This is a genomic window from Pedobacter superstes (assembly GCF_037622515.1).
GTDB lineage: Bacteria > Bacteroidota > Bacteroidia > Sphingobacteriales > Sphingobacteriaceae > Paradesertivirga > Paradesertivirga superstes.
Genome location: NZ_JBBJCN010000011.1, coordinates 67970 through 90735 on the forward strand (window position 1 = coordinate 67970; position 22766 = coordinate 90735).

General features: G+C 38.3%; 19 protein-coding genes. 10 read left to right on the top strand and 9 right to left on the bottom strand.

The features are described 5' to 3' along the window. Positions 1-3: 3 nt before the first annotated feature. Both WG906_RS18800 and WG906_RS18805 read right to left on the bottom strand, forming a co-directional pair. On the bottom strand, positions 4-276 hold the full coding sequence (locus WG906_RS18800; protein WP_339994434.1) for an acylphosphatase: 273 nt from the start codon (positions 274-276) through the stop codon (positions 4-6). 103 nt (positions 277-379) lie between these two features. Next, complete coding sequence (locus WG906_RS18805; RefSeq protein ID WP_339994435.1) at positions 380-1552, bottom strand: amidohydrolase family protein; 1173 nt, start codon at positions 1550-1552, stop codon at positions 380-382. 113 nt (positions 1553-1665) lie between these two features. On the opposite strand from WG906_RS18805, the gene rlmN reads away from it, so the two are divergent. Next, complete coding sequence (gene rlmN / locus WG906_RS18810) at positions 1666-2742, top strand: dual-specificity RNA methyltransferase RlmN (RefSeq protein WP_339994436.1); 1077 nt, start codon at positions 1666-1668, stop codon at positions 2740-2742. Between the two features lie 39 nt (positions 2743-2781). Here rlmN and WG906_RS18815 read toward each other — a convergent pair whose 3' ends face one another. Then, complete coding sequence (locus tag WG906_RS18815; RefSeq protein WP_339994437.1) at positions 2782-3660, bottom strand: glycerophosphodiester phosphodiesterase family protein; 879 nt, start codon at positions 3658-3660, stop codon at positions 2782-2784. Between the two features lie 144 nt (positions 3661-3804). Between WG906_RS18815 and WG906_RS18820 the strand changes: the two genes are divergently transcribed. Continuing rightward, positions 3805-4500, top strand: coding sequence for a ComF family protein (locus WG906_RS18820; protein ID WP_339994438.1), 696 nt, complete (start codon positions 3805-3807; stop codon positions 4498-4500). Further along, complete coding sequence (locus WG906_RS18825) at positions 4500-5882, top strand: hypothetical protein (protein WP_339994439.1); 1383 nt, start codon at positions 4500-4502, stop codon at positions 5880-5882. The genes WG906_RS18820 and WG906_RS18825 overlap by 1 nt, the downstream gene beginning before the upstream one ends. A gap of 126 nt (positions 5883-6008) precedes the next feature. On the opposite strand, the gene glyA is transcribed toward WG906_RS18825, so the two are convergent. Further along, complete coding sequence (gene glyA, locus WG906_RS18830; protein ID WP_339994440.1) at positions 6009-7280, bottom strand: serine hydroxymethyltransferase; 1272 nt, start codon at positions 7278-7280, stop codon at positions 6009-6011. 37 nt (positions 7281-7317) lie between these two features. Then, positions 7318-8055: a segregation and condensation protein A gene (locus WG906_RS18835; RefSeq protein ID WP_339994441.1), complete on the bottom strand. Its 738-nt coding sequence runs from the start codon at positions 8053-8055 to the stop codon at positions 7318-7320. A 117-nt stretch (positions 8056-8172) separates the two neighbouring features. Here WG906_RS18835 and dxs point away from each other — a divergent pair, with 117 nt between their 5' ends. Further along, on the top strand, positions 8173-10101 hold the full coding sequence (gene dxs, locus WG906_RS18840) for a 1-deoxy-D-xylulose-5-phosphate synthase (RefSeq protein WP_339994442.1): 1929 nt from the start codon (positions 8173-8175) through the stop codon (positions 10099-10101). Positions 10102-10241: 140 nt separating this feature from the next. On the opposite strand, the gene WG906_RS18845 is transcribed toward dxs, so the two are convergent. After that, positions 10242-10418: a FeoB-associated Cys-rich membrane protein gene (locus tag WG906_RS18845; protein WP_339994444.1), complete on the bottom strand. Its 177-nt coding sequence runs from the start codon at positions 10416-10418 to the stop codon at positions 10242-10244. Positions 10419-10534: 116 nt separating this feature from the next. Between WG906_RS18845 and typA the strand changes: the two genes are divergently transcribed. The 5 genes from typA to WG906_RS18870 all read left to right on the top strand — a co-directional run bounded on the left by typA (position 10535) and on the right by WG906_RS18870 (position 16710). Continuing rightward, positions 10535-12340 (top strand): translational GTPase TypA, encoded by a 1806-nt coding sequence (gene typA / locus WG906_RS18850; protein ID WP_339994445.1) that lies wholly within the window; start codon positions 10535-10537, stop codon positions 12338-12340. Between the two features lie 108 nt (positions 12341-12448). Continuing rightward, positions 12449-13144 (top strand): FkbM family methyltransferase, encoded by a 696-nt coding sequence (locus WG906_RS18855; protein ID WP_339994446.1) that lies wholly within the window; start codon positions 12449-12451, stop codon positions 13142-13144. Positions 13145-13152: 8 nt separating this feature from the next. Continuing rightward, on the top strand, positions 13153-14310 hold the full coding sequence (locus tag WG906_RS18860; RefSeq protein WP_339994447.1) for a hypothetical protein: 1158 nt from the start codon (positions 13153-13155) through the stop codon (positions 14308-14310). Then, positions 14310-15791: a lipopolysaccharide biosynthesis protein gene (locus WG906_RS18865; protein WP_339994448.1), complete on the top strand. Its 1482-nt coding sequence runs from the start codon at positions 14310-14312 to the stop codon at positions 15789-15791. The genes WG906_RS18860 and WG906_RS18865 overlap by 1 nt, the downstream gene beginning before the upstream one ends. A gap of 7 nt (positions 15792-15798) precedes the next feature. Then, positions 15799-16710 (top strand): glycosyltransferase, encoded by a 912-nt coding sequence (locus tag WG906_RS18870; RefSeq protein WP_339994449.1) that lies wholly within the window; start codon positions 15799-15801, stop codon positions 16708-16710. Between the two features lie 20 nt (positions 16711-16730). On the opposite strand, the gene WG906_RS18875 is transcribed toward WG906_RS18870, so the two are convergent. After that, complete coding sequence (locus tag WG906_RS18875) at positions 16731-17483, bottom strand: class I SAM-dependent methyltransferase (protein WP_339994450.1); 753 nt, start codon at positions 17481-17483, stop codon at positions 16731-16733. Between the two features lie 222 nt (positions 17484-17705). Between WG906_RS18875 and WG906_RS18880 the strand changes: the two genes are divergently transcribed. Continuing rightward, the gene (locus WG906_RS18880; protein ID WP_339994451.1) at positions 17706-19733 is read left to right on the top strand and encodes a glycosyltransferase; all 2028 of its coding nucleotides are present in this window, start codon (positions 17706-17708) and stop codon (positions 19731-19733) included. 60 nt (positions 19734-19793) lie between these two features. Here WG906_RS18880 and WG906_RS18885 read toward each other — a convergent pair whose 3' ends face one another. Both WG906_RS18885 and WG906_RS19520 read right to left on the bottom strand, forming a co-directional pair. Further along, positions 19794-22292 carry a YfhO family protein gene (locus tag WG906_RS18885; RefSeq protein WP_339994452.1) on the bottom strand — a complete coding sequence of 833 codons (2499 nt, stop codon included), beginning with the start codon at positions 22290-22292 and terminating at the stop codon, positions 19794-19796. 248 nt (positions 22293-22540) lie between these two features. Next, complete coding sequence (locus WG906_RS19520; protein WP_431844497.1) at positions 22541-22708, bottom strand: DUF559 domain-containing protein; 168 nt, start codon at positions 22706-22708, stop codon at positions 22541-22543. Between the last annotated feature and the right edge of the window lie 58 nt (positions 22709-22766).

Sequence of the window (22766 nt, forward strand, 5' to 3'; positions counted from 1 at the left end):
AAACTATTTTTTTAATATCTCAAAATTACGATAGTTTTTTACTTCGCCTTCAACAACTTCCACTTTTTGAACGGTGGCTTGCAAAGGCCCTTCATTGCACCATTCAAGGAAGTTTTCTAAGGAAAAATTGTCTCCTTCTGCTTCTATATACACAGATCCGTCGGGCATGTTTTTAACAAGTCCTTTAACCTGTAACTGGTCAGCAACAGCTTTTGTAGCCATTCTGAAGGAAACGCCCTGAACTTTTCCGTTTACGGTAATATCTAAATGTTTCATATTTAATTATCAATGCATTGGCGTGTGGAAAATAACGCTTTACTTCGACAGGCTGAGTATAATGCGACGATCTTAGTTCATTATAATTATTATCTACAGGGAACTATATTAATTTCTGAACGGCCGATTCTGGTGTGATTTTTAATCCATTAACCTTGGATATCAGGTTTAACCCTGGTTTTTTCCCTTTTTCTATACTTCCGAATTTATCTTCAATGCCTAAAAACTTTGCCCCGTTAATGGTTGCCCAGGTAATCGTTTCGGCTAAAGAAAGAGAGGGAAAATGTGAGTGCAGGGTTTTGAGTTCGGATAAAATGCATAATTCCTTATTTGAAGCTAAGCTGTCAGTCCCAAGAGTAATATTAAAATCATGATACAGGAACATTTCAATTTTAGGCAAACGATTCTCAATATATAAATTAGCATTAGGGCAAAAACACCAGGTAACTGCACGACCAGACCGTAATATAAAGTAGATGTCTTTTAAACTGGTGTAGGTATTATGAACCAGCATTGTTTTTTGCTCTACAGGAATAAGAGGGATTATACTCTGTATGGAATTTCGGGCCTGTGGTTTAAAAAAATCTATATTAATGCCAAGGTCTTTATAGAAATCGAGAAATTCACCGGTTTTATAACGGTATAATTTATTCTCATCCTCGCTCTCCTGATTGTGTATCGTCAAAGGACTGCCAGATTCTCCGCAAAACTTTCCGATAAATCTAAAAAGTTCTTTGCTGGTTGAATACGGAGCGTGCGGTACAATCGAAGATGGTAAAGGAGCTAACTGTTCTAATAACTCTAATCCTTTTCTGAAGGTTTCTTTTGCAGAGTCGGGCTCAAAAGACAATAATTCTACAAATGTGTAATAAAAAAGATCACTATTTTCCTTTACCTCTTTTGAATGAATGGTATTAGAAACATCGGCAACTGCCACAATACCGTTGTCACGCATCTGCTGATCTGCCTTTTCCATGGCTTTTTTTGATTCCACTGAGTAAGGCTTCTTAAGGCTAATAACCTTTTTAACAAATGGGATTAATCCTTCATGTTCGGGAATTTGCTGGTGGAGATAGGATAGCTCAAGATGACAGTGGGAATTTATGAATCCCGGAACAATTATTCCATTAAAGCGCTCAAGATGATCGGGAGGTTCAACACCATCCTCAGGATACACCCCAAGTATAATACCCTCGGCATCAACAGCAACAATGCCGTTCTTTAATGGCTCAGATGTAGCGGGTAGAATAAAATCAGCACTATAATACTTAGTCATATATAGGGATTTGCCCCTGTAGCCCCTTAAAATAAAAAAATCAGCAAGGTAATTGCTGTTACAACAACAAAAGTAGGATTTTTTTTGTTTTTAACATTTTAAAAACATTTTATTTGGCAATTACGATTAAATTTGCCCTTGTGAATGAGGTTGTTGTAAAACGAGATATCAGGAATCTGTCCCCTGTAGAAATAAAGAATTTTTTGCTTGAGAACGCTGAACCAGCGTTCAGGGCCAAACAAATCTCCGAATGGCTATGGGCAAAATCTGCCAATAGTTTTGATCAGATGAGTAATCTTTCTAAGGTTTTAAGAGAGAAACTACATGCAAATTTTAGCTTAAATGCGATAACTATTGATCAAACTCAATATAGTTCGGATAAAACCATCAAGAATACTTTTAAACTTTACGACGGAAATATTATTGAAGGCGTTTTAATCCCTACAACCGAACGTATAACTGCCTGCGTAAGCTCGCAGGTGGGATGCAGCTTAACCTGTAAGTTTTGTGCTACCGGATATATGGAGCGTAAACGAAATCTGGATGCTGGTGAAATTTATGACCAGGTGGTACTTATTGACAAACAGGCTAAAGAAAATTATGGAATCCCGCTGAGTAATATTGTTTACATGGGTATGGGAGAACCTCTGTTAAATTATGCGAATGTTTTAAAATCAATAGAATATTTGACTTCCGAAGATGGCCTGAATATGGCTGCAAAGCGGATAACAGTTTCTACCGCAGGGATTGCCAAGATGATAAAAAAGCTGGGCGATGATGATGTGAAATTTAACCTTGCTCTATCATTGCATGCGGCTAACGATACGAAACGGAATGAAATTATGCCAATCAACGAGCAAAATTCATTAAAAGCACTGGCGGAGGCTTTAAAGTATTACTATCTTAAAACTAAAAATCCGGTAACCTATGAATATATTATATTCAACGATTTCAACGATGAACTGGAAGATGCTGCAGAGCTTGCAAAATTTTGCAAACACTTACCCTGCAAAGTAAATATTATAGAATACAATCCAATTTCATTTGCATCCTATCTTAATGCTGAAGAAGATAAAACTGAAGCTTTTGCAAACTTCCTGAAAAAACAAGGTATCATCACTAATATCCGCCGGAGCCGCGGAAAGGATATAGATGCAGCCTGCGGCCAGCTTGCTGTAAAAACAAAATAGTGTTGCATCTTCAATTATAATTGGGGCTTTCTATCTGGATTAATGGTCTAATAGGAATTTTCTTTTAAGAATAGATGCTTTATTTAGCTCCGAAAAGTAATTTGGATAATCGGTGATTATTCCATCAACCCCTAAATAAATAAGCTTCTGCATCTTAGCCTTAGAATTAATTGTCCAGGGGATAATTTTGGCTTTTGCTGAATGACATTTTGCAACCAGCCCGGCCGTTACCAGTAAATGATCGGGACTGTATATAGGAGGAACAAAACCCAGTTGTTTAATGATTTCTTCAAAGGGTTTTTTGCTCGAAGTTAATAGTGCGATGGTAACTTTTGGATATTTTGTCCGGATGTATTTTAAAGGTCTGACATCAAATGACTGAATGTAGAATCTGTTACTGATATTTTTAGACTTAATAACTTTCATTACTTCATCAACCAGATCTTCTGGTTTCGAATTATATTTTGAATCGAAAGATTTAGAGGTTTTAAGTTCTATATTATAGATTGTTCCCGGAAGCTTTTTGGTTTGGGTAAAATGTTCTACTGAATCTATCAGGTCACCTAATAAAGGAATATAAGCTGCGACTTTTTTCTGTTTCGGAAAGGCCTTGTATATTTTTGATCCGACATCAAACTTCCTGATATCTTCATATTCCATTTGGTGAAATACAAACTTTTTGGCTTCTTCTTTATCTAACTCTTTTCCATCCGGATTAAGAGAATGAGCACTATTTACACTGGGGTCATGGGTTACAATAACTTTTCCATCTTTGCTGGTATACACATCCAGCTCTATTACATTTGCTCCTTCTTCAATCGCCTTTGTCATTGAGATAATCGTATTTTCCGGCATCAGTCCCCGCGCTCCCCGGTGACCTTCTTTATAGAATTCAGGAAATTTTTTGGGTAAAGTCATATACTACCAGAGTTACAGGCGTGATCCCAACGTTCATGGCTTATTATTTTTCTGATTTAAATATACTGAAATCGGATTTATTTGACGTGTATATATGTTTTTCATATATTCAATTTATGCATAGAAGGTTTTATTATAAATGAAATGAACGTGATCTTAAAGTATGCCGGAGATTTTCTTTCATTGTTTTTCCCTCAGTTATGCTCCGGTTGCGGAAAAAGCCTTTTTAAAAATGAATCGGTCATATGCATAAATTGCGTATATCACCTGCCTTATACAAACTTCCATCTCGATAATGATAATCCTGTTGCAAGGCAACTATGGGGACGAATTCCGTTTAACTTCGCAGGAGCATATCTTCACTTTCAAAAGGGTTCCAGGGTTCAGAATCTAATGCATGAGCTTAAATATAATAACAAACCGGAAGTAGCTTTTAAGCTGGGCGAGATGTATGGGAGGCAATTAAAAAGTTCAGCAGATTTTCAAAATCCTGATGTAATAATTCCTGTACCTTTGCATCCGGCAAGGCAAAAGAAACGTGGATATAATCAAAGTGAATATTTGGCTCAGGGTCTCGCACAGAGCTTAAACATTCCGGTGAAATATATCCTTAGCCGTAATGTTTTTACAGAAACTCAAACCCGTAAATCACGATTTGTACGGTATGAAAATATGAAAGATGTATTTGTGGGTTCCCGAAATCAAGACCTGGAGAACAAACATGTTCTGGTTGTTGATGATGTTGTAACTACCGGTGCAACTATAGAAGCTTGCGCGTTTGAATTGCTGAAAATTAAAGGTTTGAGAGTTAGCGTGGCCGCTATTGCATTTACCAAGTAATGAAATTTACCTGCTTTATTCCTCTGATATTAATTTCTGTATGTTTCTGGGGATGCAGAAAAGAAGATAATATCACAACAGATCCCTCAGCAAAACTTGAGTTTTCGGCTGACACGATATTATTTGATACTGTATTTACTTCTACAGGCTCAACAACACAGCGAATCAAAGTTTTTAACCGGGGAAAACGTGCCGTTAAAATTCAGGAAATTAAGCTTGGCGGCGGATCATCCTCTAATTATCAAATTAATATCAACGGAATTGCTTCCCATTACGCAGAAGGTATCGAAATTCGAGGCAACGATTCATTAAATGTATTTGTTAAAGTTACGATAGATCCCAGTTCAGATCAGCTTCCCTTTATAGTGAAAGATTCGATTGGCTTTTTAACCAATGGTAACTATCAGAAAGTTGTTCTTACAGCATATGGGCAGAACGCTGTTTTTTTAAATGACGCACTTATTAATACCAACACTGTCTGGGATAGTAAATTGCCTTATGTTATTTTTAATAAAGTAACTGTAAATCCCGGAAGGACCCTTACCATTCAAAGAGGAACAAAGCTTTATTTTCATAAAGATGCAGAACTCATTGTAGCAGGAACTTTAAAAGTTGAAGGGGCAGTTGAAGACTCGGTAAGCTTTTTAAGCGACAGGCTTGAAAGGATTTATGAAGATGAGCCGGGACAATGGAAAGGCTTGCACTTTCTGAAAAGCAGTAAAGATAATCTGATAAATTATGGGTTGATTAAAAACGGAACAATCGGCATCCAAGTGGATTCCTTGTCTGAAAACAGTACTCCTAAACTGTTATTGGTAAATTCCATGATTTACAATATGGAACTTATTGCTTTGTACGGCCGCAATGCTGATGTTGCAGCTTTTAATAATGTGTTCGCTAATTGTGGCAAATACCTTATTTATGGGGTAAACGGAGGCCGGTATAACTTTAAACAAAATACCCTGGCTAATTTAAGCTTTCAGTTTCCCAGAACAACGCCTTCTTTATTTTTTACTAACCAGGTAAGTCCCGGAATTACATCTGCATTTAATTTAACCCTGCTTAATAATATTATATGGGGTTCTTTACCGGATGAACTTATAGTTGAGAAAATCGGGACGATGTCTTTTAGCCAGTCTATTATTAAAAACCTGATAAAATCACGTGATTTAAGTTTAGAGAGCTCAGGAAACATTCTGAATACTGATCCGTTATTTAAAAATGCCAGACAGAATAATTTTGTTCTGACTTCCGGAAGTCCGGCCGCTAACAAAGGCGAAAATTTAATTACTGATCCTTATTTTAATCCCTGGTTAAAGAAAGATTTAGCCGAAAAAGTGAGATTATTCCCCTCAGAATTAGGGGCTTACGAATTGCTGTAATTTTTTTTAAAAATAGGGTAACCTTTTAATCGGGTTTACTGTATAAATACCCGAGAGCGTTAATTTAGATAGAAAGAGCCGGAAGCCGAAAGGCAACCGGCTTTTTCTTGATCTAAAAGCTCTGTTTTATTTGTATAATGGATGTTCTTCCATCATTTCGTGAATTTTCTTACGAACCTTTTTCACAACCGCTTCATCTTCAGGGTTAGAAAGAACAGTGTCAATATAGTCTACTATTTTTTCCATATGTTTCTCTTTCAAGCCACGTGATGAAATTGCCGCTGTTCCGATTCTGATTCCTGAAGTGACAAAAGGAGATTTATCATCAAAAGGAACCATGTTTTTGTTCACTGTAATATCAGCATTTCCTAAAGCAGCTTCTGCAACCTTACCGGTGATGTTCTTATTGCGCAAATCAATCAGCATTAAGTGATTGTCTGTTCCGCCGGAAATGATTTTATAATTGCGGGCTACAAACGCATCTGCCATGGCGGAAGCATTCTTCTTAACCTGCAGAACATATTTCATGTAATCGTCGCTAAGAGCTTCACCAAAAGCAATTGCCTTTGCTGCGATAATATGCTCTAAAGGTCCGCCCTGAGTTCCGGGGAACACAGCCATATCCAATAAAGAAGACATCATTCTGGTTTCTCCTTTTGGAGTTTTTAATCCGAAAGGATTCTCAAAATCTTTTCCAAGCATAATCATCCCGCCACGTGGTCCGCGAAGTGTTTTATGCGTGGTAGTAGTTACTATATGGCAATGAGGAAGCGGATCATCCAATAAACCTTTAGCAATTAAACCAGCAGGGTGAGAAATATCTGCCAGTACTAAAGCTCCGATCTGATCAGCAACCTGGCGGATAAATTTATAATCCCATTCTCTCGAATAGGCAGAGGCACCGCAAATAATCAATTTCGGCTTTTCCGCTAAAGCGGTTTCTTCAAGCTTTTTGTAATCAATAAGTCCTGTTTCTTTTTCTACTCCGTAAAAAGACGGCTGGTATAATTTACCTGACGAATTTACGGGTGATCCATGGGTAAGGTGACCGCCATGTGAAAGGTCGAACCCTAAAATTTTATCACCCGGCTTTAGAATACCCAGAAATACTGCAGAATTTGCCTGGGCTCCTGAATGTGGCTGAACGTTTACCCATTCGGCATTAAATAATTCTTTAGCTCTTTCAATAGCTATAGTTTCAATTTCATCAACAACCTCACAACCTCCGTAATAACGTTTTCCCGGAAGGCCTTCAGCATATTTATTAGTAAGTACAGAGCCAGCAGCTTCCATAACTTGTTTACTAACAAAGTTTTCTGATGCAATCAGTTCAAGTCCGTTTTCCTGACGGTCCTGTTCTTCTTCGATGAGCTTAAAGATGATTTTATCTTTTTTCATTCTTATTTATTTGTTGTTTATGTTGTTGATGCAGCTCTTACTGCACAGTAAAATTATTAAAACCTAATCCTATCTGGATGGAAATAAGCTGCTGCTGCAGCATTTCAAGCATTGCGAGAAAATTATAAACAAAGTGAACTTTATTTTCTGAATTTTTCATCAGTCTGGAAAAATCAATTTTCTGATTAAGATGAATCAATTCTGCAATTACTTTTTTCTGTTGTTCAATTGTATACGGATACTGAATAACGGTGTGTTTAACATCCTGTTGTTTATTGTGGTATCGGGACATTGCTTTTTCGTATACCACCATTAATCTGTATAACCCTACAGAGGGAAGCTCCTCCCCGGGTTCAGAAGTTTCTGCGATCTTTTGAAGGTCAAAAGTAATATTGCCTCTTTTTTCCTGCATAAACCTCTCGCTTTCCAAAACTTTAAAACTTTCGGTCAGCAGTTTAAATTTTTTATATTCAATGAGCTTTTGAACCAGATCTTTTTTCAGATCTATCTCATTCCCGTCTTCATCCAGATCAGGCATCGGTAAAAGCATTTTGGCTTTTATTCGCATTAATGTGGCAGCTATGAAAATAAATTCACTGGCAAGCTCTATATTTAATGCGTTCATTTCATGTATATACGCAAGGAAATCGTCCGTTATCTTAGCGATTTGAATATCGCGGATATCCAGCTCATCACGTTCAATAAAGAACAAAAGTAAATCAAAAGGGCCGGCAAATTGAGGCAGCCTTATTTCAAAAGTATCTTGCTGTATCACAATCGCCTCAAAAATAAAGATTTAATTTGGTATGGAAATAGTAAAGAAAAAGAAGACAGTATTATTTTTTAAATAATATTGAGTTACTTTGTGATTCATTTTTTATGCCCAACTAGTATGGAAGTTAAGGCGGGAGAACTACTGGAACAAATACTCTACCCATCTGATTTAAAGAAATTTTCAGAAAACGATCTGGAACGGATTTGTCAGGAATTACGACAATATATTATTGATGTGGTTTCTGTTAACGGAGGTCATTTTGGTGCAAGCTTAGGTGTCGTAGAATTAACAGTGGCCTTGCATTACGTACTTAATACTCCTTACGATCAGTTGGTATGGGATGTTGGGCATCAGGCATACGGGCATAAAATTTTAACCGGCCGGCGCCCGCTTTTTCATACAAACAGAGTTTACCAGGGAATCAGCGGCTTTCCGAAACGGACTGAAAGTGAATATGATACTTTTGGTGTAGGGCACTCATCAACTTCTATATCTGCTGCTCTGGGAATGGCTGTTGCTTCTCATTACAAAGGAGAGAATGACCGTCAGCATGTTGCCGTTATCGGTGATGGAGCAATGACAGCAGGAATGTCTTTTGAAGCACTGAATCATGCAGGCATCGAAAACACCAATTTGCTGGTTATCTTAAATGATAACTGCATGTCTATTGACCCCAACGTGGGTGCATTAAAAGAATACCTTACAGATATAACCACTTCCAAGTCGTATAATAAATTCAGAGACGATATATCGCATGTATTAGGCAAGCTTTCCGAGCTGGGCCCCAATGCGCATCATATTGTAAAGATGATTGAAAAGAGCATCAAGGGAACTTTGCTGAAACGAAGCAATTTTTTTGAAGCCTTAAAATTCAGATATTTTGGCCCCATTGACGGCCATGACGTCAAGCACCTTGCCAAAGTAATCAAGGATTTACGTGATATACCCGGACCTAAAATACTACACTGTATAACCGTTAAGGGGAAGGGCTTTTCTTTAGCAGAGAAAGATCAGACCAAATGGCACGCGCCAGGCCTTTTTGATAAAATAACCGGTGAAATAAAAAAGGTTGTTAATGATAAACCCCAGGCACCGAAATACCAGGATGTTTTTGGACATACTTTGGTAGAACTGGCCGAAAAGAACTCCAAGATAATGGGGATTACCCCGGCTATGCCGAGCGGAAGTTCAATGAATATTATGATGAAGGCAATGCCCGCCAGGTCATTCGATGTAGGGATAGCAGAACAGCATGCGGTTACTTTTTCTGCAGGGCTCGCTACGCGCGGAATGGTGCCTTTTTGTAATATCTATTCCAGCTTCATGCAAAGGGCATACGATCAGGTTATTCACGATGTTGCCATTCAAAAACTGAATGTTGTTTTTTGTTTAGACCGCGCGGGTTTAGCCGGAGCTGATGGTCCGACACATCACGGCGCTTATGATTTGGCTTTTATGCGCTGTATTCCAAATATGGTAGTATCGGCCCCAATGAACGAAGAAGAATTACGGAACCTGATGTTCACCGCTCAGCAGGAAAACATGGGGCCTTTCTCTATTCGATATCCGCGCGGCACAGGCGTTATGCCCGACTGGCGCAGGCCTTTTAAGGCGATCCCGGTAGGTAAAGGAAGAAAGATTTGCGACGGTGAGGAAGTAGCCGTTTTGAGTATTGGACATATCGGAAATGAAGCTGTAAAAGCATGTACAGAGCTTAATTCGCTTGGCTTTAATCCGGCTCATTATGACATGAGATTCATTAAGCCTCTTGATGAAGATCTCCTTCACGAGGTATTTACAAACTTTAAAAAAGTTATTACAATCGAAGACGGTTGCCTGCAGGGAGGTTTAGGAAGTGCTGTTCTGGAGTTTATGGCCGACAATCAGTATAATTCTACTGTCGTTCGGTTGGGAATACCTGATGAAGTAATTGAACATGGCGAGCAGCCTGAGCTTTGGGCGGAATGTGGTTATGATGCGGCTGCTATTATTAAAGCGGTTAAGAAGATGGCAGTACTAAGGACTACTAAAAGTATTGCAAGTTAACACGGCGTCATGCTGAGCCTGTCGAAGTATAAGCCTGTCGAAGTATAGAGCCTGTCGACTAGCGTCATGTTGGGCTTGTCGAAACATAGATCCTGCCGAGGCAGCCATAAAGATTTGACAACTTTTAAAAGTTATCAATCTCAGGGACTTTTCGTAGTAGTGTTGTCGTTAATCCTTACATCAGAAAAATCAACACCACATTTACCGCAGCCAGAGCTGCATCCGTTTTTTGATTGTAAATTTTTATAAACAATCCGGCCGACATAGACTAAGGCTATCGTAAATAATAAGATTACCAGAACTTCCTGTACCCCCATCTTGCAAAGTTAATCTTATGTTATCCCTTGATTGTCATTAAATTTCAAGCTTTTAAAAGCGCGTAAATTCCAATTTAAAACCCTACCTTTGCAAAAAATTTTGAGAGGCATTCTTCATGCAGAAAATTAGAAACATTGCAATCATTGCACACGTTGACCACGGTAAAACTACATTGGTTGACAAAATTTTACACAGTTGCGCCATATTTCGTGATAACCAGGAAACAGGCGACTTAATTCTTGATAATAATGACCTGGAACGTGAGCGTGGTATTACCATTGTTTCTAAAAACGTTTCTGTTCAATATAAAGATGTAAAAATCAATATTATTGATACTCCGGGTCACGCCGATTTTGGCGGTGAGGTTGAACGGGTATTAAAAATGGCCGACGGCGTTTTATTGCTTTGCGATGCTTTTGAAGGCGCTATGCCTCAAACGCGTTTCGTTACGCAAAAAGCTCTTGCTTTAGGCTTAAAGCCGATTGTGGTTGTAAATAAGGTAGACAAAGAAAACTGTCGCCCCGAAGAGGTTTATGAGCAAATATTTGAATTGTTCTTTAACCTTGACGCAACAGAAGATCAGTTAGATTTCCCTGTAATTTACGGATCCTCCAAACAAGGCTGGATGAATACAGACTGGAAAAATCCTATTGATAATATTTTTCCTTTAATGGACGCTATCCTGGAAACTATTCCACCTGCTCCTATTTCTGAAGGAACTTTACAAATGCAAATCACTTCATTAGATTATTCATCTTTTGTAGGACGTATTGCAATTGGAAGAGTAGCACGCGGTACAATCAAAGAAAACCAACCGGTATCTCTGGTTAAACGCGATGGAAAGATCGTTAAGTCACGTATTAAAGAGCTTTACACTTTCGAAGGTTTAGGAAAAGTACGTGTACAGGAAGTTAGTTCGGGTGATATTTGCGCCGTAGTTGGTATCGAAGGTTTTGATATTGGTGATACCATCGCTGATTTTGAAAAACCAGAACAATTAGAGGTTATTCATATTGACGAGCCTACCATGAACATGTTGTTTACTATTAACAACTCACCGTTCTTTGGTAAAGAAGGAAAATTTGTAACCTCTCAGCGTTTACGTGAACGTTTGTACAAGGAGATGGAGAAGAATCTTGCTTTGAAGGTTATAGAAACTGATTCTCCTGATTCTTATTTAGTTTACGGAAGAGGTATTCTGCATTTATCTGTTCTTATCGAAACGATGCGTCGTGAAGGTTATGAATTACAGGTAGGTCAGCCGCAGGTAATTATCAAAGAAATTGATGGTGTTAAATGCGAGCCGATAGAAACTCTTATTGTTGATGTGCCGGGAGAGGTTTCAGGAAAGGTTATTGAATTAGTGACTCAGCGTAAAGGTGAGCTTTTAATCATGGAGCCAAAAGGTGATCTTCAGCATCTGGAATTTGATATTCCTGCTCGTGGTATCATCGGCTTACGTAATAATGTTTTAACCGCTACTGCAGGTGAAGCTATCATGGCTCACCGTTTCAAAGCATACGAGCCCTGGAAGGGAACAATTCCTGGTCGCTTAAGTGGTGTATTGGTTTCAATGGAAAAAGGTTCTACAACAGCTTATTCTATTGATAAATTACAAGACAGAGGACGCTTCTTCGTTGATCCGGGTGTTGATGTGTATGAAGGACAAATTGTTGGAGAGCATATTCGTGATAACGACTTAGTGGTAAACCTTGTAAAAGGTAAGGCATTAACTAATATGCGTGCATCAGGAACTGATGATAATACCCGTATCGCTCCGGCTATTAAATTCTCTTTAGAAGAATCGATGGAATATATCCAGGCCGACGAATATATTGAGGTTACGCCTCAGAGCATGCGTTTACGTAAGATCTATCTTACCGAAAGCGAAAGAAAAAACAATTCAAGGAAGTTTGCTTAAACCTTCTTTGAATTAAAATTTAGATGAGACTGGAAGTAATTTCAGTCTCATTTATTTTATACGGCAGTTTTGAAGATTTTAATTAAAATTGTATCTGAATAATTCTCAATGGGTGTAATAAAAAAAGTACAGGATGTTTTATATTCTTTCGGTTTAATTGTAAAACTTGTCAGACCCGAAAATAACACATGGCTAAAGAATAGAAACATTGAAACGGTACTTGATATTGGTGCCAATACCGGCCAGTTTGCTCAACGGATTCATGAAATTCTCCCTTCTGCTAAAATTTGTTCCTTTGAACCTATAAAAAGCTGTTATTCAGAATTGCTTCAGAATACTTCAGGTATCAATGTAAAAGCGTTTAATTTCGCTCTTGGGGATACCAGCGAGCAGGTAGAAATAAATGTAAGCAAACATTCTCCAAGCTCTTCTTTGCTGGAGATGGCCGATTTACATAAAGATGTTTTCGCAGGGACCGATTACGCGCAAAAGGAGACTATTACTGTGAAAAGGCTTGACGATGTTGCTGCCGAACTAGGCTCTTTAGGCAGGTATCTGGTTAAAATTGATGTACAGGGTTTTGAAGACAGGGTAATTAAAGGTGGAACGGAAACGTTAAAAAAAGCAGATCTGGTTCTTATAGAAACCTCTTTTCAGGAATTGTACCAGGGACAACTTTTATTCAATGGGATTTATAATCTATTGGCCGGTTTGGGTTTTGAATTCAAGGGAAATGTGTCTCAATCATTAAATCCAAAAGATGGCAGTATTTTGTATGCTGAATCACTGTTTGCAAAATCATAAAAATATTAATGAAGGTTGGAATTATTGAAGTTTGTGAACCTAATCACTATACGGCTGTTTCGGCATTAGCACAAACCTATTTAGTTGATCCTTTAAATGAAGTAATAATCTTCACTACCGGGAAGATAAAACCTCTGCTGGCGGATTTATCTGACAGAGTTAAAATGATTATCAAGCCGGAGGAGCAAAGTGTTGCTGAATTTCTTTCTGCGATTTCTCAATACCCTCTCCATAGAATTCATATTAATACCATTTCAAAATATTATAAAGAGTTTGCTTACATCAACTGGGGAAACTCAGTTTATTTTACGGTTCATAATATAGATCTGTGGTATGATAACTCGATTATTAACAGAACTAAAACTCTTATTTCTGATTACCGATCCGGGCCCAGGGATTTAAAACTACCCTTAATACTTTTCATTAAGGACTTCTGGCGTCAATATTTCAGGGATCAGTTTATTAAAAGAATTTCTAAAGGGAGCCATAAAATAATAGTTTATAGTCAATCGCAAAAAAGACATCTGGAAAAATATGTTGAATCCGGGAAAATACTCGTCTTTCCATTTTGTTTACACACCGATTTTAAAGATCAGTCTGCCGGTAATAAAAAACTCCGGTTTTGTATTCCTGGTTCGGTATCCAATCAGAGAAGGAATTATACCGGCTTATTTGAAATTCTGGATAAACAGCTTTTCGAAATCAGGCAGGACATTGTCATCGATCTGCTGGGCTATATCCCTGAAGATAATCGCTTCCTTTTAGAGAAGATACAATCCTTGAATTCTAAGGGCTTCGAAATAATATATAACGAAGGATTTATAGATACTGCCGGATTTGATGATCGGTTAAGCCGTTGTGATATAATACTGGGCAATCTGAAAGTACAAATGAATGTATTTCGCAAGTATGGAGAAACCAAGGAAACAGGAGTGATCTTCAATATTATTAAATCAGGAAAACCAGGAATTATGCCTTATGCTTATCCGGTTGATGAAGAATTAACGGATATTTGCCTGTTTTTTAAAGATTATGATGATCTGGCAGACTTGATGAAAAAATTATCAAAGGATAGAAATATTCTTGAAGCAATCAAGTTAAAAGCTGTCGATGTTGTCAATCATTACAGACCTGAAAGCCTGTATCATTTGTTGAGACCTGAATAATGAAGTTATTACAGAAACAAGGATTCTTTAATAGTATTACCTTATATCTTGGTGTATTTCTTGGCTTTTTCAACTCAATTATACTTTTTCAGCGTTATCTTAGCCTTGAAGAAATCGGATATTTTACTTTACTTATTTACATATCATTAATATATACTCAGGTATCTTCATTAGGCTTTAGCAGCGTAATAACCAGATATTTCCCTTTTTATAAAACCAATGACAAGGTCCATGGCGGGTTTCCGACCTTTGTGTTTCTGGTAATTGGCATTGGATTCTTAAGTGTTACTCTTGGATTCTTCTTCTTTAAAGAAGTAATATTTTCATTCTATGCTGATAGGGAGACCTTGTCTTTAATGAGCAAATATTACTATTATATTATTCCGGTTTCTTTTTTTACACTGGTATTTCTTGTACAGCAGACTCTGGCCCTTACCGCATACAAAAGCGTATTCCCGACTTTTTTGCGGGAGGTGATGATAAAATTATTCACTTCTGCAGGGGTATTGATGATCGTTTTTAAATGGATTGACTTCAAGGGTTTTTTAAACTTTTATTTGTTCGCCAACATTATTATCGTTCTGATAATTAGCTGGTACAACCACCGGATTAAACTGTTTAGAATTACCTCTATTGGTACCGAGGTAAAAAGTAAGGCTGGTCCCATGATGAGTTATGGTCTCTCCTCTATGATCAGCGGCAGTGCAATTGCTGCCATTACAGGCTTGGGGATAATACTATTAAAAATGATCAGCGGAGAAGCTATGGTAGGGGTGTATGGAACTTTAACAGGTATTGCAATGGTGATAAGCTTACCTGCCAAGGCTTTAAATACAACGTCCTATCAGATTATTGCGGATGCATGGAAAAATGAAGACCTGGACAGGATTTCAAAAATTTATTATAAAACCTCCGTTATCCAGCTGCTTATTGGAATACTCTTGCTTCTTGGATTGATCATCAATCAAAGAAATATCGTTTTCCTCCTTCATAAACCTGAATATGCGGACTTCTTTAATGTGTTTATTTTATTGGGTTGTGCGTATTTGGTAGATATAACCGGTGGATTAAATCAGGCTATTATAAGCTTCTCAAGACATTATAAAATAGTAGTGCGGACACTAATTTTAGGAGTTATTTTATCAGCCATTTTGAACTATTTTTTAATATCCTCTACGGGAATAAGCGGAGCGGCATGGAGTTATGTTCTCACTATGTTTTTCTTGAATTTTGTTTACTGGCTCTATATAAAACTTAAGTTTAAAATTCAGCCTTTTGGAAAAAAGCATTTATTTACATTATTTATCGGGGGAGTCTGCCTGCTGATCGGTTTAAATATTCCTGATTTAGATAATTACTATTTTGATGTTATTCTGCGATCATCTATTGTAACTATTATATATGTTGCGCTGGCTTACGGGCTAAATATTTCAGAAGATATCAACGAATTGCTTGATAAAGTGTTAAAGAAAAAACCTTGATTATCTCATGCAGAATTTTGCCCCTATTGCATTGTTTGTCTATAACAGACCCGAACATACCAGGAGAACGATAAAGTTTTTGCAGCAGAACCTGTTGGCAGATGAATCGCGTTTATTTATATTCTCTGATGGCGCGAAGTCTTCTAAAGATGAAAAAGATGTGGAAGAAGTGCGTGCCTTCCTCCGTGGTATAACTGGATTCAAATCGGTAGAGGTTATAGAGCGGAAGGAAAATCTTGGTTTAGCAAATTCAATTATACAGGGTGTTACAAAACTGGTGAATGAGTATGGAAAAGTAATTGTTTTTGAAGATGATCTTATTACCTCACCCTATACTCTGCAATATCTGAATGAAGGCCTTCAGCGCTATGAAGGTGTCGATAAAGTAATGCATATCGGAGCGTATATGTATCCTTTAAATTCGAATAATTTACCTCAAAGCTTTTTTTCACGTATAGCTACCAGCTGGGGTTGGGCTACATGGAAGGATTCCTGGAATAATTTCGAACCAGATATTGATAAATTAATCGAGGGTTTTGATGAAGCGACTATTCATGAGTTTTCTATAGGAGGAACAATGAATTTCTGGAAGCAAATGAAGGAATTTAAGCTGGGGAAAAATAACTCCTGGGCAATTCGATGGTATGCCTCTATATTTTTAAAAGGAGGGCTTTCCCTCAACCCAGCCATTTCTCTGGTAAATAATATTGGCCATGATGGTTCTGGAATCCATTCAGGAGTTAATGATATTTATAGTGTTAAGGTAAATTCCGAGCCTGTTCTGCAATTTCCGTTTATCATAGAAGAGAACAAAAATGCATATCTGAGCATCAAAAACTTCCTTCAGAAAAGAAAAGGAAGCCTTTGGCAGAGAGCGGTTCGTTTTCTAAAACAGCAGATAATTCAGGTGAATAAATAGCTGATTAAAATTCCACTGCCTTATAAACCCTTTTTTGCATGCAGAATAATATAGGGTGACAAGGTTTTTGATTCGAAACCGAGTATTTTACTGGTAATCTTTCCGGCATACCATATTGTCTTAACAAAGGCTTTGGTTAAACCGGACTTATCATCTTTGTTTTCCATCCAGACACTGAATTGTCCATGATAACGGCATTGAATCTCTTTTAATCCCAGTTCTTTTGAGATGGATGTTAAAAGGTCCAGATCCATGCAATTAATATTATGTTTCCCGTAGTTTTCCGGATCAAAGTTTTTCTGCACCCAGCCGTTTACACTTTTAAAATTTGGAAGAGTAATAAACAAGGTGCCCCCCGGCTTTAAAAAGTTAAGGTGCCTGGCAATAATATCTTTAGTGTCGGTAAAATGTTCTATCAGGCCGAATGAAGATACCAGGTCATATTGCAGCTGCGGCTGGTAGGTAAAAAGGTCGGCTTCAATTACGGTTATGTCGTCTTCTTTCAACCCGTTCTCTTCCAATAGTTCTTTAATTATGGGCTTAGAAACAAAATAATCAAATAAGGTTGTATCAAGTTTTAAATGTTTTTTAAAGTAGATGCTGTAATAGCCGGGGAAACCACCCAGTTCAATAGCCGACTTAGCATTGTCTTTTTTAACAATATCTGCAATCAGGTGACCAAAAACGTAATTTTCTTTTATTTTAAAAATCAGTCCGGTTTTTGATCGCCAAAAAGACTCCCAGAAATTACGATTTGTTAAATGTTCGGCCATGTTTTTTTTGTTATGCTTATTCAGGGATTTCACGCCAGATTATTCGGGCGGTTTCATAAATACATTAGTTGATCTGCAATCTTACCTAATTCCTGGTTGTCATGTTGCCAATGTTACAAACATTCGCATCAATATGCCTGAAGAAATTTCGCCAAAAATAGAGAAAATGAAATGATTACATAGAATACAAGAGTGTAATCCTTATTTGTATTTTTACGCAGTTTGAAAATTGAACACTTAAATACTTATGATGGTAACGGCGGCGCCGGCCGTGCTTGTTTACGATTAAGCAAAGCTCTTGCTCATACGGGAAATCATTCTGAGGTCTGGGTAAATTATAAGTTTGGCAGGAATCCCGGGATTAAAAGCCTTAGTTCCGATATCTTAAACAAAGGTATCACAGCTTTTGCTATTTTACTCGAGCGCCACGTTTCCTCCACCTTTACTAAAAAACTTAAAATTCCTTTTTCCATCCCTTTATGGGGAAGAGATATCTCAAAACATCCGGCTTTGCAGGATGCTGATATTATACACCTTCACTGGGTGAATCATGCTTTCCTGCGTCCGAGAGATTTAGCAACGCTTGCAGCTCTTAAGAAGCCAATAGTCTGGACTTTTCATGATAGCAATGCTTTTACAGGAGGATGCCATGTTCGCTATAGCTGTGATCATTTTGAAGGCGAATGTGGAAATTGTCCGCTATTAAAATCATCTCACGAACATGATATTTCCCATAAAATATGGAAAGCGAAACATCGGGCCTATCAGGATCTGAAGTTTTCAATTATAGCTCCAAGCAAATGGATGGCGGCTTCAATCAGGAGAAGCAAGCTGTTAGGAAATGCCGATATACATGTGATTCCAAATACTTTGGAAACGGAAATTTTCAAAGCATATCCCAAAGATTCATCTAAAAAACATTTAGAACTGGACACCGGGAAATTCATTATGCTGAGCGGATTTATGCCATCGCGGAATGATTTGCATAAAGGAACTCCATACCTTATTGAAGCTTTGGAGCTCCTGGTTACAAAAAATCTTATTAATAAGGATAGGGCTGAATTAATTGTTTTCGGTAACCGGAATGATAAGAACGTGTCCGATTTTCCTTTTAAGACCACCTTTCTCGGAACTATTTCTAACGATGAAAAGCTGGCAATTTGTTACAGCGCGGCAGATGTGTTTTTAACCCCCTCGCTTGAAGATAATTTGCCGAATACCGTTATGGAAAGTCTGGCTTGCGGCACACCAGTGGTCGCCTTTACAACAGGTGGCATCCCCGATATGGTTGAGCACAAAAAAAATGGCTATCTGGCAAAATACAAATCTTCGGATGACCTTGCAGAAGGTATAGCATGGGTTTATAATCACCAGCAAAGGCAAACTTTAAGTGAAGCAGCAAGAACCAGCGTGGAGGAAAACTTTTCGGAGATGGTGATAGCAGATAGACATCTTCAGCTTTACCACAGGTTATTGAATAAGGGGACTTCTGATGCGGATTGGCAGCCTTCCTTATCGGTTATTACCGTGGTATACAACAACAAGAGAGACATAGAACGGACTATTCTGTCAGTTATCAATCAGACTTACTCCAATATCGAATACATTATCATTGACGGAGAATCGACTGATGGCACTCTGGATATCATCAGGAAATATGAAAACAGAATTTCCAGGCTGATAACAGAAAAAGATGAAGGGATATACGATGCCATGAACAAGGGCTTAGGCTTGGCGACAGGTGATTATATTCTCTTTATGAATTCGGGAGATGAGCTGTATGCGGGTGATACGGTTGAGAAAGTTTTTGCCTCTGCCCCTGATGCGGATATTTATTACGGTGAAACAGAAATGTATGATGAGCAGTGGCAAAGCCTCGGACAGAGAAGGCATAAAGCTCCGGAAAGGTTAAGCTCAAAAAGTTTTAAATACGGAATGTCTGTGAGCCATCAGGCAATTTATGTCCGCAGATCGATTATATCACCTTATGATAGGAAATACAAGCTTAGCGCGGATATCGACTGGATTTTAACTGCTTTAAAGCGTGCGGAGAAAATAGTGAATACGAAAAGCTATGTAGCAAAATACCTGGTGGGGGGTATGTCTAAGAAAAAACACAGGGAAAGTTTACTTGAACGGTTTAAAATCTTTTCAAAGCACTATGGTTTGCTTCCGAATGTTTTCAACCATGCTATAATAGCATCGAACCTGTTTTTTTACTATTTGAAAAACCGCAGAACGAATGATTAATCAGCTGAGATTTAATAGTCCACGGTTTAAACCGTGGGCTATTAAATCGTGGGCTATTGTTTAAACCGTGTGGCTATTGGAAAACGTTGACGCCACTTTCACATCCTTCTTTTTTCGCACTTCCATAAATATTGCCAAAGCCAATCCGGCAATTAACAAAATGGATGAGATTAAAGAAATAGTTTCACCGGTATAATATGAAGCTGGTTCAAATTTGAATTCTACTTTATGATTCCCGCCGGGTAACTGAGCCGCTCTTAACACATAGTTTGCTCTGAAATAAGGAATTTTTTCACCATCCACATAAGCATTCCATCCTTTAGTATACCAGATTTCTGAGAACACTGCAATGACATCGTTTGGAGCAGAGTATTCGTAAGTCAGATGATCCGGATGATAGTTAACAAGATTTATTTCTGCGTTTCCCGGAGTGCCAAGTTTTTTCGCATCTACCAGAGATTTAAATTTCTCATTAATTATAGCTTCTTTCTTCGGATCAAAGCTGTTAAGTCCAGCCATCTCCTCATCATCGTTTTTTGCCCAGCGGATGGAAGGTACAAACCATGCCGGTCCGGCTGCCGTTGCACGGTTCTGGATCTTTTCAGACTGCCCATCTTCGCTTTTGGTAATGACATATTTTGTGTTCAGCATATCCAAAACATCCTCATTGATAGAGTTGCTGAATTGCTTATCCAGTAATTCCTGGTAACGTTTAAGTTTTGCCGCATGATAGCCGCCTAAACTATGATGAAAATAAGAAGCCTCAACACTCAGGAACGGATTTTTCGTCAGGTCAAACACCCTGTAACCCAAACTTGGATCACGATTGATCAGCGCATCCACCTGCCTTGGCTGGAAAGGTTCTTGAATCTGTGACTTGTCAATAAACTTATCGTTGTTCAGGTAGCGTTTGTCAACGCCCCACATATCAACCAGGATAACAGCCGCAAACAAAATAAAAGTTAATTGCCGTGTAATCTTCTTATTAATCATGGCCCATAATAAGCCGGCGCCAATCAATACAAATATCAATGAACGAAAAGCGTCGGAGCGCGCAAGGCCGATTCTGTCTTCAACCAAAGCGTTGGCGATTTGTGTCGCCAGACCCTGGTCGCCTGTACGTTGAGTTAACATCGCGATAAATTCATCATGCGCAGATGTTTTGAAATCCAGAAATAATGTTGGAAGAACAAGAATTAAGAGTATGAGCCCCCCGGTTATGTACAGAGATGTTAAAACCTTTTTTGTTAATGCCTTAGTATCCTGCTCGCCTGAGGCTATTTCATTAACCGCAAGTATTGCAAGAACAGGAACCAGAAATCCGGCTACTGCAAGAATCGACTCTACCGCTCTGAATTTATTGTAAAGAGGGAAGAAGTTAAAGAAAAGATCTGAAACAAATGGGAAATGTCTTCCAAACGATAACAACATCGTTAGAATTACGGTGGATAAGATCCACCATTTTAGCCTGTTTTTAACAACAAACAATCCAAGTACAAAAAGGAAACAGATGATAGCTCCAAAGTAAAAGGGGCCTGAGGTAAATGTTTTTTCGCCCCAGTACGTTGGCATTTCCCTGGCTGCTCCCGCCGCCTGATCGGCAGGAATTCCTTTTTCAATTAATATTTTGGCCACATGCGACTTTTCGTCAAGTTCACCGCCCGAAGCGCCGCCATAAGCATTGGGAATTAAAAAGGTTAAATTCTCGCCAATGCCCTGACTCCAAGCATAAGCATAATCTTTATCAAGTCCATTGGATGGATGGCTCGTATCCGTGCTGGTAAGATTTGATTTTCCGCGGATGGACTCTTGTCCGTATTCGTAGGTCGTCCACAAAGAACCTGCGTTAACTCCTACTGCCAGGATTACTCCGGCAACGAGATAAGCTAATGATTTGAAAAATTCAGAAGTCCTCTTCTCTTTAAAAGCATGATATATTTCTATCCCGATGAATATCAATAAAGCAATGAAAAGATAATAGGTCATCTGTATATGGTTCGACCTGATTTCCATAGCAAGAAATAAAGCCGTTAATGCAGAACCCAAAATATGTTTTCCTCTCAAGGTTAAGATGATTCCTGCCAGTATAGGGGCAAAGAATGCGATTGCATAAGCCTTGTTACTATGCCCTGCTTCTATAATTATGAAGTTATAGGAGGAAAAGGCGAAAGCTATAGCACCTGCTGCGGCTAGCCATGGGTTAACTCTTAGTACACCGAATAATAAGTAAGCGCCCAGGAGATAAAAGAGAACGGTATCAATTGGCGTTGGAAAAACGGTTTTAAAAAACGAAACGATATGCGTGGTTATGTTGTTAGGATATTGTGCCCATATCTGGTAGGCAGGCATACCGCTAAACATCGAATTGGTCCACAAAGGTGCCTTGCCATCCTTTTCTTTAAAATCCATTATCTCTTTTTGTCCGCCCTGAGCCTGTCTTACATCATTCTGGTACAATGATTTTCCTTGTATGGCAGGACTGAAATAAACAAAACACAAAGCGATAAAAACCCCTATGATGGCCAGATGAATGCCATTGTTTTTGAACCAATTATTCATTATTTAGTTTTTTTTGAAGAAACCAAAAGTAGGAAAAAGGTTGAGAAAATTAGAGAGGATACAAAAAGGGATGAATAGAAGCTGGATTAAGGATGAATGCATTCTATTACCTGCCTCATACTCCCCTCCTTATTTCAAGGAGGGGCTGGGGGTGGTTATGGTATTTTTTATAAAAGAATAATTTTTGAATTACCTGCCTCATACTCCCCTCCTTATTTCAAGGAGGAGTTGGGGGTGGTTAATAATTTTTACTGCCTCATTATTTGCCCCTTCGAATAAGAGCTTATAATTTCTAATGTTTGTTCAGGATGCATAAAAACCATCTCATTCTCAATGCGCAAAACTTTCATGCCCATGGACCTTAATTCGTTATCCCTGTCGAAATCAGCATTAGTCTGACCAAGGTTATTATGAATGCTGCCATCTAACTAAATAACAAGCTTTTCAGAGGGTCAGTAAAATCAACAATGAAGG